Here is a 12,809-nt window from a genome sequence, read left to right on the forward strand (position 1 = left end):
TGGCGGCTCTATTACAATGAAACTATGGGATATCTAGAATGAGAATGGCTTTTACCTTAAAGCGTTCTGCTCTGCTTTGTTCAATTGCACTCACCGCACCAGCACTCTCTTTTGCAGAAGAGACCATGGTCGTTACTGCACAGCCAGCCGAAACCGCCCAGTCACCCACTTCAGGTTACACCGTAAAAAGCAGTACCGGTGCAACGAAAACCGATGAGCCGCTGATTACTACCGGACAATCAATTTCCGTGGTAACCCGTCAGCAGATTGAAGATCAGGGTGCGACCAACCTGAACCAGGCGCTGAACTATACGCCGGGGGTGTTCACCAACTTTGCCGGTGCCGCTTCACGCTTCGATACCATTTCTCTGCGTGGCTTCCACGGCGGTGACACCGACAACACCTTCCTTGACGGGCTGCGGGTGATGAGTGATGGCGGTAGCCATAACGTCTTGCAAGTTGATCCCTGGTTCCTCGAGCGCATCGACGTGATCAAAGGCCCCTCTTCTGCCCTCTATGGTCAGACAGTACCGGGTGGCCTGGTTAATATGGTGTCTAAACGTCCGCAGTTTACTGAGCAGGGCCATTTCCGCCTGTCTGGCGGCACGCAAAATACCAAAGGCGGCGCCTTTGACTATACCAATGCGATTAACGACCAGTGGGCATTTCGTCTGATTGGTATGACCCGCAGCAGCGATACTCAGTACGACCATACCCGTGAAGAGCGCTATGCGATTTCGCCCTCGCTGCTATGGCAGCCGGACGAAGATACCTCATTGTTACTGCGCGCATATTTGCAAAAAGATCCTTCGGGCGGTTATCACGGCTCGGTGCCGCTGGACGGCACCATCACCGATCACAACGGTAAAAGACTCAGCCGGAGCTTCTATGAAGGTGAAAGCTCTCTTGATCAGTACAAACGTACCGAGCAGATCTACAGCTATGAGTTCGCGCATCGCTTTAATGAAACCTGGTCTGTTCGCTCTAACGCCAGCTATACCCATTCGAACGTCAAGCTTGACCAGGTTTATCAGGCAGGTTGGGTCAGCCCGACCAGTGATGAATTAACGCGTTACTATTCCGGCACCCGCTCGTCGCTGGATGCTATGGCGATTGATAACCAGCTGGAAGCCGATTTTGCTACCGGGATGGTGGAACACAAAGTGGTGCTGGGTGCTGAGTATCATCAGTACAAAAACGATCTGTGGGATGGCGGTGCAACGGCCAGTAACCTGAATCCGTTTACCGGCGTTTCTGGCGGTACTGCGCTGAACTTTTATACCGATGATGATCTGACTCGTCGCTATCATCAGACCGGGCTCTATCTGCAAGATCTGATGAAAGTGGATCAGTGGCATATCGACCTGTCCGGTCGCTACGATCGTATCGTCGCAAAACAGGCCAATGATACTTCTGGTGATTCACGCCGCCGCTCGGACGATCATATCAGTGGCCGGGCGTCAGTGCTGTATGCCTTCGACAGCGGAATTTCGCCTTACGTCAGCTACAGCCAGGCGGTTACCCCAAGTTCGCTGACCGGGCCGGATCAAAACCTGCTGAAACCAAGCACCGCCGAGCAGTATGAAGCGGGTGTTAAATATCAGCCGGTGGGTACATCCGATATGTACTCGATTGCCGTCTATGATTTGACACAAAAAGATGTTTCCAGCCGCGACGTTATCAATGCGATTAACGTGCCGGCCGGTAAAGTGCACTCACAAGGGCTGGAGCTGGAAGCACGTAATCAGCTGACCCCGCGTCTGAGCACCATTGCTGGCTACACGCTGAACCACGTGCGCTTTAAAGAGACGCCGGATAACAACGATGGTCACACGCCATACCTGACGCCAAACCAAATCGCCACCGTCTGGGCGCACTACAAGTTTGATTATGGTCTGAGCGTCGGTGCCGGGGTGCGTCATATGGGCAAACAGTGGGCTGACAATGAAAATACCACCCGCCTGCCTTCCGTTACCCTGTTTGATGCTTCCGTACGCGCCGATCTTGGTGCCTGGAATAGCCAGCTGAAAGGGGCATATGTGCAGGTGAATGCCAATAACCTGACTGACCGCGAATATATTGCCGCCTGTTATGGTACTGGCTTCTGCTATAAAGGCGCTGAGCGCACTGTTGTTGCCACCGTCGGTTACGACTTCTGATAGTTAACTGACAGCCACAAAAAAGGGAGACTTGACGTCTCCCTTTTTTTCTATCTTTAGTGCTTAACTTTTGACTTTACGGTAGATAAACAGCACCACAATGGCACCGATTACCGCCACCACAAAGCTACCGAAGTTAAAGCCATCGACTTTACCAAAGCCGAAGAAGGTACTGATCCAGCCGCCGACTACCGCACCGATAATACCTAATACGATGGTGATGATAAAACCGCCACCGTCTTTACCTGGCATAATCCATTTCGCGATGATACCGGCGATCAGACCAAAAATGATCCATGAAAGAATTCCCATTTCCTGCTCCTTATTTTTTGCTAATTAACACACCAATCACCAAACCCAGCGCTGCACCAATGCCTACGCCAGCCCATGGATTCTTTTTCAAATAATCACAGGATTCGCTTGCTGCACTTTTCAGCTCATCACACAGTTCGCTGCCTGCTTCGCGGGAGCGTTCCTGAACCTGCTCAAGTTTTTTACCGGCTTCACGTTTTGAAAACATCACACTCTCCTGTTGATAAGCTCGCAGATGGCCGAGGCCCTATTGTGCCAATTAGTATAGGCGATAATTCTAACTCTGTGATTTAAATCTAAACTTTGACGAAAAAAACAGCGGGAGACGATCGATTATAAGTAAAGTCCGCCGCATTTAAGCCGATACTGATCGGGTAACGCTATCAGCAGCGATAAAGCCACCGCACCGGAGCAGGATGTGAAAGAGCAAGAAAAAGAGCAGTACCTGAAACGCGGCACGCTGGCAGTGCTGGGGGTACTGCGTGACCTCGAGAAACATCAGACCCCGGTGCGAATAGCCAGTGCTCGCGGTCAGTTTATCAGCCGCTTACTGTTTGTTGATCAACATCAGCTGGTTGTCGATTACGGCAGCAATCCGTATGACAATCAGCTGGCGTTACAGTCACAAGATCTGCACATTTCTGCCGAACCCCAGGGGGCCAAAGTGGAGTTCGCCCTCGACAGGCTTGATGCCGTGCAATATCAGGGCTTACCGGCATTTTCTGCCCCGCTGCCGCCGTTATTGTGGCTGATTCAGCGCCGCGAGTTTTTCCGCGTGACGGCGCCACTGGAACCAGGCTTCTTCTGCCAGAGCCACTGGCCAGACGGCTCGGTTGCCCGTTTTCGCCTGCACGATCTGTCGCTGGGTGGTATTGGCGTACTGGCCGATGGCGCTTTACCACCGACACTCGGCTGCGGCGAAATACTGAAGGGTTTACAGGTGGAACTTGGGGAATATGGTCAGTTTACAGTCGATGCGCAGCTGCTGCATATTGGCGAACGCACCACTATCAGCAGTAAAAATGAAACGGTGGTAACGCCACGGCTGAGCTTACGCTTTGTTGCGCTGACCGCCACCGTGGAAAGAGAGCTACAGCAGGTAATTTTCGCTCTGGAGCGACTGGCACGCGATAAGGCCAGACGTTTTGCCGATTAGCGAGCGCGGTGAAGGATTACGGATACGCTGCGTCCGGTTTAAAAACGGCCGGATAACCGGCCATTAATCTTTATTTCACCACGGGATTTTTGATTAATGAGAGTGCCTGCATAAAGTTGTCATCCAGCCTGAGATGCTGTTTAACCAGTTCCGGCGGTGTGCTGGCAAGCCACTGGTTTAAGGAGATATCGGCATAATAGTCGCTTTTAAACAGCTCGAGAAAGCGCAGCGGTGTGCTGCCGGTGTTCTCGACATAGTGACCCATCGCGAAAGGTACGTAACCGACATCACCCGCCCGATAATCAAAGGTTCTTGCCTGTCCGGACGAGGCAAAGACCCCCATCCGCCCCTCTCCTTCAAGATAGTATTGCCATTCATCATTATTAGGATGCCAGTGCAGTTCGCGCATTCCGCCGGGTTCAATTTCCACCAGCGCAGCGGCGATGGTTTTTGAAACCGGGAAATTGGATGAGTCGGTAATACGCACCGTGCCGCCAGGCGCCTTGATCGGGCTTTGTGCCATCATGCGGTGAGTAAATCCGGTTTTAGATTTTGCTGAGCCTTTGATGCTGTCAGAGGCCAGGCTGCCCGGCACGGTACCGGCAAAGATATACTCATCCTGCGGTGACGGCAGGTTTGCGAACGTCGAGACCGGTACCTTAAAGTTTTTCGCCAGCACATCGGCGGGAATATGTTTAAACCAGTCTGACAGCAGGAAAGTACTGTCCTCATCGAAGTTTCCGTCATCGAAGGCGATTAAGAATTCACATCCGTCAGGCCCCAGCCCCTGAATTGAGTGCGGTATGCCGGGTGGAAAGTACCACAGGTCGCCGACGCCAATATCGTCAACAAACCAGCCACTCTCCGCATCAAATGCGGTAACCCGTGCCTTACCGTAGGTCATATAGGCCCACTCCGCTTCCTTATGCCAGTGCAGTTCCCTGATGCCCCCGGCATTAAGACGCATATCGACGCCGGCAATAGTGGTTGAAACGCCCAGTTCCCGCTGAGTGACCTGACGGGTCCAGCCTCCGCTACTTTTCCGCACGTGCGCATCGCTAAAGGAATAGCGCAGATTGGGTAAGGTACCGCTGTCGGTATCCGGCGGGTTTAGTATGTCCGGATTTTCTGCTTCCCTGATCGGATCATGCGGACCCGGGTCGCGGTTAGCGTTGGCCGGATAGGTTTTAACGTTATTATCGTGTGCATGAACCTGACCGGTAGCCAGCGCTACCGTACCGCCCGCAGCAAAGGCCATGAACGTTCTTCGTGAGAGTTTATTCATTAAAGATATTCCTTGATCCTTGTAAGGTTGCGCTGAGATTCTGTTCCTCAGCAGAATATCTATAATACGGATGGCTAAAAAAACTGTTGCCGAGATGTAAAATTTTGCAGGCTTGCCGAGTAATGGCAATGTGACCAACAAGCTCTTATCCGCTCTTTTTTCAGCAAGTTGTTTAACAACCGTATATCTGACCTCAGTAAAAAAGTGGTTAAATAGCACAAATTATTAACAACTCACTTATAGCGCTGGCCTGAATGCATCGAGGCTGAAAAACATTTTGAAGCATTTTACTTTCTAATGTATTTCGCGATGGTTGCTCTCTGATTATCCGCCTCGACGACGTTGCTCAACGGTAATTCTCTTGGGTGAATAGCATAAATTCGACCTTACCCTCAGCGTAAGTTTCCGGCAGCGCACCGTTGCAGCATCTTTCCCATCATTTATCCGGCAATGCGGCCAGCCTGCAACTCATGATAGAAAACCATCAGTCACTGAGGGCGATACATGAAAAAGCTGGAAAGCCTGCCGGGATCGGGCAAACTGATGATTCAGCAAAACGTTAGAAATCAGGAAATAAACGATGAAAACTCTGCCGGTGGTGACGATAACCTACTGTTCACAATGCAACTGGCTGCTGCGCGCGGCGTGGATGTCGCAGGAACTGTTAAGTACCTTCAGTACCGACCTGGCGCAGGTAACACTGATTCCGGCGACCGGTGGTATTTATCAGATTACCGTGGATGACCAACTGATTTGGGATCGCAAAACCATGGGCGGCTTTCCGGATGCGGCAGAGATTAAGCGCCGACTGCGCGCGCAATGCTTCCCGGAGCGCGAGCTGGGACATATCGATAAAAAGAGCGACAGCGGGCCTGAGCGTAATGGCAACGGCTGAAGATTTACTACGCGCTACCGCGGACGATTAACTGCCAGTCCATCATAACGCGTTCGGCGGGTGAAAGCGGCGAATCGATCTTTTGCAGCAGCAGCGTAAAGGCTTTGCGGCCAATATCCCGCGAAGGTTGGGCAATGGTGGTTAACGGCGGTGACACCATTTCTGCTAACTCGCTGCCATCAAAACCGGCTACCGCGACATCCTGCGGCACCCGCAGCCCGAACTGAATGATCGCCGACATTGCTCCGGCCGCCAGAGTGTCCGACACTGCAAACACCGCATCAGGCCGCTGCTCGCCTGCCAGCAATTGTTGCATCGCACGCTTGCCGGCGTTGAAACTCAATTCGCTGGCATAGGCGATCGCCTGCCACTGTCGTTGACTGGCCTGTAACTGGTTTTGATAGCCCTGCTGGCGCAGCTGAGCATATTTGTAACTGAGATCGTGGTTAATCAGCGCAATGCGTCGGTGCCCCTTACCCACCAGATAGCGCACAACCTGCTGCGCAGCGTCGATATCACTGATTCCTACGCAGGAGATGTCGCCCGCATCGGCATATTCCGCGCACTGAACCCAGGGCGTGGTGCCGATTAATTGTGTCAGTTCCGGCAGTTTGCTGAAGGCGTCCATGGTGATAATGCCGTCGACCATTTTACCGGCCAGCAGTTGCAGGCTGGAACGCGAGCGTTCAATGTCAGAGCCAGAATTACTCAGCAGTATGCGATAACCATTTTTCTCCGCCTGCTCCTCAATCCCCTTCACCACCTCGGCGCAAAAAGGATTTGAAATATCAGAGACCATCACCAGAATCATCGAACTGCGTGCGGTGCGCAGCTGGCGTGCCAGCAGGTTCGGCTGATAGTTACTCTCGCTGATGGCCTGCAGGACCCTGGCGCGATTTTGTTCCTTTACGGAATCACTGTTATTCAGCACCCGCGAAACCGTAGCGACAGAAACGCCCGCCAGCCGGGCGATTTTTTGAATGGACATGAGGGAAGCACTTCCTGCAAGGAACCTGATGTTACACAGGCTACCATAAATTCATCAGGCGCTCTAAATCAGCCCAAGTTGCGCACGCACGCTGGCTGAGCAATCTTCCTGCGCCGCAAAATCATCAAAGGCGCGATCGGCGACCGGAATAATATGACGCTGAATAAATTCAGCACCTTCACGCGCGCCGCTGTCGGCATCTTTCAGGCAGCACTCCCATTCCAGAACAGCCCAGCCGTCATAATCATACTGCGCCAGTTTGCTGAAAATACCGTTGAAATCGATCTGCCCGTCACCCGGCGAACGGAAACGCCCGGCACGATCGATCCAGCGCTGGTAGCCGCCATACACGCCACTGCGTCCGTTGGGCAGAAACTCTGCGTCCTTCACGTGGAAGGCTTTAATATGTGCATGATAGATATCAATAAACTGCAAATAATCAATATGTTGCAGATGAAGATGACTGGGATCGAAAAGTATATTGCAGCGCGGATGATGGTTCACTGCGGCCTGAAAACGCTCCCACGTCACGCCATCATGCAAATCTTCACCTGGATGAATTTCATAACAGACGTCCACACCATGGTGGTCAAACTGGTTCAGCACCGGCAGCCAGCGGCGCGCCAGCTCGGCAAAAGCTTCGCTCAGCAGCTGCGGATTGTGAGGCGGCCAGGGATAAAGATAGGGCCAGGCAAGGGAACCGGAAAAAGTTGCATGCGCGCGCAGGCCAAGTTTCGCCGATGCCGACGCCGCCTTTTTCACGCTGTCGATGGCCCATTCCGTTCGGCGGGCACTGTTGCCGCGCACCGCTGCGGGGGCAAAGCTATCGAACGCCACATCATGCGCCGGATGCACCGCAATCAGTTGGCCCTCAAGATGGGTCGACAGCTCGCTCACTACCAGTCCGTATCCCGCCAGTAGCCCTGTGACTTCATCACAATAAGTCTGACTGGTTGCCGCTTTTTCCAGGTCGAATATTGCCGGATGGTTACAGGGTATCTGTAGCGCTTTATACCCCAGCGCTGACGCCCACTTCGCCAGCCCATCCAGCGAATTGTAGGGAGCCTGCTGACCAATAAACTGTGACAAAAATATACCCGGACCTTTTAACGTTTTCATCTCCACCTCCAATAAAAAACCTCTTAATCCCGATACTTGAACGAGAAGAGGAAAATAATAGCGATTACCGCTGCTGCAACTGCCGGGATCCACCAGAACAACGCCCAGTTTTCCGCTGAGACCTGACCGGCAACCACCCTGTTGTATAGCGCGCCGGAAATCTGTGAGCCGAGCAACATGCCAATGCCATAGGTAAACATCACCACCATGCTCTGCGCCTGCCCCTTCACTTTTTCGCCTGCAATGCGATCGGTGTAGATAAACCCCACCACAAAGAAAAAGTCGTAACAGACACCGTGCAGCAGGATGCCGAGATAGATCAGGGCGCGGGTTTCATCGTTCATCCCCATAGCAAACAGCGCATATCGCACAAACCAGGCGCACATGCCAATAAACAGCATGTATTTGACGCCGAGACGGCGAAACAGCAGCGGAATTACCAGCATAAAGAAGATTTCCGACATCTGGCCGAGTGACATCAGGGTGCTGACATTTTCAATTCCTGCATCTGCTAACCACGATGCGGTAAAAGCGTAATAAGTGCCAAGAGGAATGGAGATCAGCGTGGCGCACAGCGCGAAAATAAAGAAGTGGCGGGTTTTCAATAGCGCGAAGGCATCAGCACAAAACAGATCGCGCAGTTTCAACGGCAGCCCTTTTGCCGGTGCCGGGGTATGTGGCAGCGTCAGGCTGTACACCGCCAGCACCACTGAGCAGATGGCAGCGAGCGAGAAAATTGACACACTGGCGGCGATACCGGTGAAGCCGATAAAAATGCCCGCCACGATCCAGCCGATGGTGCCGAATACGCGCACAATGGGAAAACTTTTTTCGCTGCTGGCAAGGCTGTGAAACGCGATATTATTGGTCAGCGCCAGCGTTGGCATATAGCAAAGCGTGTAGCCAAACAGCAAGCCGATCAGCAGCGCGCCATTTTCCGCAATCAGCGCCTGCGGTACGAACCACAAAATCACCGCGCCCGCCAGGTGCATCACCGCCAGGACTTTCTGCGAGGGGAAAAAGCGATCCACCAGCATACCCAGCACAAACGGCGACAGGATCGAGGCAATTGGCCCGGCAGAGAAAGCATCACCAATCAGCAACGCCATATTGTGCTGCGTCATTACCAGACCCAGGGTTACAGACCAGCTGCCCCAGATAAAAAACTGCATAAACATCATCAATGACAGGCGCGGAATAAGCATCCGCTGCTGCACAGTCGGGTTATCTGAGCGTTGCGTTGTGAATACCATATTATCCTCGCCAAAAAGTAATCGATTACATTAAGCCTGCAAGTAAAGTAATCGATTACAAAATGCCGTTCTTTTGTACCGATCACATTTCGGCAATGTCACCGATTGTTGATCATCAGGATTTTTCAGCTGAGGGGGTTATCTGGCTAAATAGGATCGAGCCAGCGATTCGCTGAGAGAAACAGGCAAAATGCCGGTCGCCACCGCTTGATGCGTGAAGACCGGCAAATTTAGATGGTGCGGTAAGCTGTGGTGACTTTCCACAGATAGCGCGGTGCCTGTGCCGCCGGGTGCTTGTCCTGCACGTGCTGGTAAAACTCCTGCGGCGTCATATCGTTGATCATCGCAATCGCGCGCTGACGATCGGACGAGAAAGTTCGTAACAACGCGCCGGCCCCATTGGCATAAGAGACAATCGTGGCATAGCGTAAGGTCTCCGGATCGCGGATCCCGGCCAGCTGCTTCGACTGTAAAATACGCAGATAAGCGGTGCCGATGTCGATATTTTTAGCCGGATCGCGCAGCTCTGAACCACTCGGTTGCCCGTGCCGTCCCTGATGGCGGTAAACTTCGCGCCCGGCGGTAGAGGCTTTAATCTGCATTAAACCAACGGCATTCGAACGGCTTACCGCCGTTGGATTGCCGCCGGACTCTACGCTGATAATGGCAGTAATCAGCCGCTCATCAACGCCATAGTGGCTGGCTGCGTTTTCGGTAAAGATTGACCAGGCCTGTGAAACCTTTTGCGGTGGGGCTTTGGTTAAGGCTGTTTGTCGCTCCGCAGGCGCATGCTGCGGTTTTTCACTGGCGCATCCTGCCAGTAACAGTGCACATAACATCAGCGATCGGGTTTTCACGCTATTCTCTTCCTCGGAGCCACTTAATCGCGCTCAATCATACTGACTGGCTTAGTATTAAATATTGCCGTTTATCTGAATTGCTTTGAAAACAGTGGCCAGTGGTGACTTCACGCCCGCTTTTCGTCATCATCAAGCGAATGAGACAGTAAATAGTGGCAAATGATTCGCGGCCTGTCATTAATTTTTAGACCGTTCGCCATGATTGTTCACTTAGAGGGAGAAAACCGAGCATGATCTCTGCAACTTCTCGCAGCATTCGACTGATCGCACCCAGCGGTTATTGTCAGAATCAGGATGCTGCCTGGCTGGCAGTTGAACGACTCAGCGCCCAGGGGCATCAGATAGAAAATAGCGCCGCAATTCTGCGTCGTTTTCAGCGCTTTGCCGGTGATGACCAGCAACGCCTGAACGATATCAATTCGCTGGCCAGCCTGCCTGTGCTGCCCGATATTGTGCTGGCGGTGCGCGGCGGCTATGGCATCAGCCGCCTGCTGGATGACGTCGATTATCCGGCGCTGGAACAGCGTCTGAGCGGACAGCCGCTGGCCATCTGTGGCCACAGCGATTTTACTGCGTTGCAACTGGCGCTGCTAAGCCGCAGCGGATTAACCACCTTTAGCGGGCCGATGCTGACCGGTAATTTCGGAGCCGGGACACTCTCCCCCTTCACCGAACGCCATTTCTGGCAGGCGATGACGTCAGCGCAATTCGATATTGAATGGACAACCGACGCACCAGATACCTGGGCCAGCGGTACACTTTGGGGCGGCAACCTGGCGATGATCGCTTCCCTGGTCGGCACGCCGTGGCTACCCACCTTCGACGACGGAATTCTGGTGATCGAGGATGTAAATGAGCATCCGTTCCGTATCGAGCGCATGTTATTGCAGCTGCACCAGAGCGGTATTCTGGCGCGCCAGCGCGCAATTATTACCGGTAGCTTTACCGGGGCAACTCTCACTGAATACGATCAGGGCTTTGATTTTCCCAGCGTCTGGGACGGAATTCGTCAGCTAACCGGCCTGCCGGTAATTAGTGGTCTGGCGTATGGTCACGACTATAATACCGTTACGCTGCCGCTGGGTGCGCGGGCGACAGTGCAGGTCAGCCGTGGAGCCAGCCGGCTGACTGTCAGCGGGCATCCAACGCTGCGATAAGCCGTTTACGTCACCAGGACATCACTATGAAGCCGCTTTACGAAGATCTGTGGATTTCAACCCCGGAATTTCCGGCGGCAGACCCGCAACCCGAATTGATGATGCACGGGTTTTTATTGCGTCATCCGCGCGGCAATCTGCTGATTTCACGCGTCGAACATCCGCAAGATCATACAGCCTTAGCCGATCTCGGCGGCGTGATGCGCCACTATCTGACCCACTGGCACGAAGCGTCACCCGGCGCGCTGGCGATTCAGCAGCGCTTTAACAATCCACTGTATTGCCATGTGCGATCGCTCGGTCAGGTCAGTCGGATCGTGGAACCGGACGCCACCTTCTCGACGCAAGAGAGTCATTTCGGTGATTTTCATATACTGCCCTCACCCGGCCATACTCCCGGTAGCTGTAGCTACTACTATCAATCGCCTTATGGCAAACGGTATTTGTTTGTCGGCGATACCCTCACTCAGGATAATAGCGGTTGGAGGACGTTAATCGTGGCGGAAAGCAATTGGCTTGATCTGCAGAATACGCTGAAGCACTATCGCAGCTTACAGCCGGATGTGGTGCTGATGAGTTCTACCCGGGCACATCTTTCATGGCAGGAAGTCAATCCGCAACAGTGGCAGCAGGCAATAGAAGAGGCGGAGCGGTCGCCACTGGATATGCGTGACGACCCGATCTACTGATAATTTCTGCTGGCCTCAGGCCAGCAGTGATTTAGTCAGGTAGTAACGCTGATGCACGCGCGGATAGTTTTCGAGGGTTAAACGCAACTGGTAGCCCTGCTTTTCATAGAAGGGACGCGCCTGAAAACTGGCGGTATCCACCTGCGCATAAAGGCAACCACGTTTACGTGCCTCCTGCTCAGCGGCCTGAATCAACTGGCGACCCACCCCCTGCCCGCGCAGCGTATCACTGACCCACAGCATATCAATGCGCAACCAGTTTCCCGCCGTCGACCCGGTCAATCCCGCCAGTTTGTTATGCTTCTCATCGGTAAAAAACAGCCCAATCGGCTTAATTTCATCCATATTGATATACTGCGAATTAAAACTCACCAGCCCGGCTTTCACCTCATCCAAATCCTGTTGACTGGGGGTGGCGGTAACAGTTAATTGCATCTTCTTGCTCCTTTCAGCACTTTAATCGTCGTTTCAGGAGTGGCTCTGTAGCGAACCCTCATAGCGTTCCAGCGAAATTGCATCGGTTTCGCGATCGCGGGTGCGTGAACATGACACTAATTCACTACTGCCGCTAAATGCAAAAAAGGTTTCACCGGAACTTTTATCGACAATCAGCTGGTCGCCATTGCGAAAGCGGGTGATAGTGACTTTATCGCCGCCGTTGATTTGTGAACGCTGTTTACCGGAGGCCACCTGAAAATGATGATTCGGCCACATCGCTGTCGTCAGACCATACTGCGCACGTGAGATGGTCATGGTGGCGCGCCCCGGGCAGGTTATCTGAAATTCAGTGTCGCTGTGGGCAGGAAATGTACTGAATACCAGCAGACAGGCTGCCAGTGATTTAAAAGACATGTTTTTTATTCTCCGCTGCCGATGTTTTCTCTCTGAATTTACGCATTATTTTGCCACTCCAGCTTAGCACAGCCAAAAAAATGC

At 52.9% G+C, this 12,809-nt stretch carries 14 protein-coding genes; 5 read left to right on the forward strand and 9 right to left on the reverse strand.

Going from position 1 to position 12,809, the window contains the following annotated elements; genetic code table 11:
• Nucleotides 1-38 precede the first annotated feature (38 nt).
• Nucleotides 39-2,159, forward strand: a complete 2,121-nt coding sequence (locus ACP3TC_RS12210) for a TonB-dependent siderophore receptor (protein WP_313857125.1) — start codon at nucleotides 39-41, stop codon at nucleotides 2,157-2,159.
• 63 nt (nucleotides 2,160-2,222) lie between these two features.
• Here the strand turns inward: ACP3TC_RS12210 and ACP3TC_RS12215 are convergent, their stop codons facing one another.
• Nucleotides 2,223-2,471, reverse strand: a complete 249-nt coding sequence (locus tag ACP3TC_RS12215) for a GlsB/YeaQ/YmgE family stress response membrane protein (protein ID WP_313857123.1) — start codon at nucleotides 2,469-2,471, stop codon at nucleotides 2,223-2,225.
• 10 nt (nucleotides 2,472-2,481) lie between these two features.
• Nucleotides 2,482-2,679, reverse strand: coding sequence for a DUF883 family protein (locus ACP3TC_RS12220; protein WP_313857122.1), 198 nt, complete (start codon nucleotides 2,677-2,679; stop codon nucleotides 2,482-2,484).
• Nucleotides 2,680-2,889: 210 nt separating this feature from the next.
• Here ACP3TC_RS12220 and ACP3TC_RS12225 point away from each other — a divergent pair, with 210 nt between their 5' ends.
• Nucleotides 2,890-3,627, forward strand: coding sequence for a flagellar brake protein (locus ACP3TC_RS12225; protein ID WP_426816541.1), 738 nt, complete (start codon nucleotides 2,890-2,892; stop codon nucleotides 3,625-3,627).
• Nucleotides 3,628-3,697: 70 nt separating this feature from the next.
• Here ACP3TC_RS12225 and ACP3TC_RS12230 read toward each other — a convergent pair whose 3' ends face one another.
• Nucleotides 3,698-4,912, reverse strand: coding sequence for an oxalate decarboxylase family bicupin (locus ACP3TC_RS12230; RefSeq protein ID WP_426816542.1), 1,215 nt, complete (start codon nucleotides 4,910-4,912; stop codon nucleotides 3,698-3,700).
• A 580-nt stretch (nucleotides 4,913-5,492) separates the two neighbouring features.
• On the opposite strand from ACP3TC_RS12230, the gene ACP3TC_RS12235 reads away from it, so the two are divergent.
• A complete protein-coding gene (locus ACP3TC_RS12235) occupies nucleotides 5,493-5,807 on the forward strand; it encodes a SelT/SelW/SelH family protein (protein WP_426816543.1) in 315 nt (104 codons plus the stop codon).
• A 7-nt stretch (nucleotides 5,808-5,814) separates the two neighbouring features.
• Here the strand turns inward: ACP3TC_RS12235 and ACP3TC_RS12240 are convergent, their stop codons facing one another.
• From ACP3TC_RS12240 to emtA, 4 genes are all read right to left on the reverse strand, one after another.
• Complete coding sequence (locus tag ACP3TC_RS12240; RefSeq protein WP_313857118.1) at nucleotides 5,815-6,795, reverse strand: LacI family DNA-binding transcriptional regulator; 981 nt, start codon at nucleotides 6,793-6,795, stop codon at nucleotides 5,815-5,817.
• 63 nt (nucleotides 6,796-6,858) lie between these two features.
• A complete protein-coding gene (locus tag ACP3TC_RS12245) occupies nucleotides 6,859-7,914 on the reverse strand; it encodes a sugar phosphate isomerase/epimerase family protein (RefSeq protein ID WP_313857117.1) in 1,056 nt (351 codons plus the stop codon).
• Nucleotides 7,915-7,937: 23 nt separating this feature from the next.
• Nucleotides 7,938-9,167, reverse strand: coding sequence for an MFS transporter (locus ACP3TC_RS12250; protein WP_426816544.1), 1,230 nt, complete (start codon nucleotides 9,165-9,167; stop codon nucleotides 7,938-7,940).
• Nucleotides 9,168-9,397: 230 nt separating this feature from the next.
• The gene (gene emtA, locus ACP3TC_RS12255; RefSeq protein ID WP_426816545.1) at nucleotides 9,398-10,024 is read right to left on the reverse strand and encodes a membrane-bound lytic murein transglycosylase EmtA; all 627 of its coding nucleotides are present in this window, start codon (nucleotides 10,022-10,024) and stop codon (nucleotides 9,398-9,400) included.
• Nucleotides 10,025-10,257: 233 nt separating this feature from the next.
• Here emtA and ldcA point away from each other — a divergent pair, with 233 nt between their 5' ends.
• Nucleotides 10,258-11,184, forward strand: coding sequence for a muramoyltetrapeptide carboxypeptidase (ldcA, locus tag ACP3TC_RS12260; protein ID WP_426816546.1), 927 nt, complete (start codon nucleotides 10,258-10,260; stop codon nucleotides 11,182-11,184).
• 26 nt (nucleotides 11,185-11,210) lie between these two features.
• Nucleotides 11,211-11,873 (forward strand): MBL fold metallo-hydrolase, encoded by a 663-nt coding sequence (locus ACP3TC_RS12265; RefSeq protein WP_426816547.1) that lies wholly within the window; start codon nucleotides 11,211-11,213, stop codon nucleotides 11,871-11,873.
• A 15-nt stretch (nucleotides 11,874-11,888) separates the two neighbouring features.
• Here ACP3TC_RS12265 and ACP3TC_RS12270 read toward each other — a convergent pair whose 3' ends face one another.
• Entirely contained in the window at nucleotides 11,889-12,308 is a 420-nt protein-coding gene (locus ACP3TC_RS12270) for a GNAT family N-acetyltransferase (RefSeq protein ID WP_426816548.1), read from the reverse strand.
• Nucleotides 12,309-12,341: 33 nt separating this feature from the next.
• Nucleotides 12,342-12,725, reverse strand: a complete 384-nt coding sequence (locus ACP3TC_RS12275) for a hypothetical protein (RefSeq protein ID WP_426816549.1) — start codon at nucleotides 12,723-12,725, stop codon at nucleotides 12,342-12,344.
• Nucleotides 12,726-12,809 lie beyond the last annotated feature (84 nt).

This window comes from Winslowiella sp. 2C04, from assembly GCF_050037805.1.
Lineage (GTDB): Bacteria > Pseudomonadota > Gammaproteobacteria > Enterobacterales > Enterobacteriaceae > Erwinia > Erwinia toletana_A.

Bases quoted from the DNA above. Each gene is read 5' to 3' on its own strand.
- ACP3TC_RS12210 (WP_313857125.1), top strand. From the start codon at position 39: ATGAGAATGGCTTTTACCTTAAAGCGTTCTGCTCTGCTTTGTTCAATT.
- ACP3TC_RS12215 (WP_313857123.1), bottom strand. From the start codon at position 2,471: ATGGGAATTCTTTCATGGATCATTTTTGGTCTGATCGCCGGTATCATC.
- ACP3TC_RS12220 (WP_313857122.1), bottom strand. From the start codon at position 2,679: ATGTTTTCAAAACGTGAAGCCGGTAAAAAACTTGAGCAGGTTCAGGAA.
- ACP3TC_RS12230 (WP_426816542.1), bottom strand. From the start codon at position 4,912: ATGAATAAACTCTCACGAAGAACGTTCATGGCCTTTGCTGCGGGCGGT.
- ACP3TC_RS12235 (WP_426816543.1), top strand. From the start codon at position 5,493: ATGAAAACTCTGCCGGTGGTGACGATAACCTACTGTTCACAATGCAAC.
- ACP3TC_RS12240 (WP_313857118.1), bottom strand. From the start codon at position 6,795: ATGTCCATTCAAAAAATCGCCCGGCTGGCGGGCGTTTCTGTCGCTACG.
- ACP3TC_RS12245 (WP_313857117.1), bottom strand. From the start codon at position 7,914: ATGAAAACGTTAAAAGGTCCGGGTATATTTTTGTCACAGTTTATTGGT.
- ACP3TC_RS12250 (WP_426816544.1), bottom strand. From the start codon at position 9,167: ATGGTATTCACAACGCAACGCTCAGATAACCCGACTGTGCAGCAGCGG.
- ldcA (WP_426816546.1), top strand. From the start codon at position 10,258: ATGATCTCTGCAACTTCTCGCAGCATTCGACTGATCGCACCCAGCGGT.
- ACP3TC_RS12265 (WP_426816547.1), top strand. From the start codon at position 11,211: ATGAAGCCGCTTTACGAAGATCTGTGGATTTCAACCCCGGAATTTCCG.
- ACP3TC_RS12270 (WP_426816548.1), bottom strand. From the start codon at position 12,308: ATGCAATTAACTGTTACCGCCACCCCCAGTCAACAGGATTTGGATGAG.
- ACP3TC_RS12275 (WP_426816549.1), bottom strand. From the start codon at position 12,725: ATGTCTTTTAAATCACTGGCAGCCTGTCTGCTGGTATTCAGTACATTT.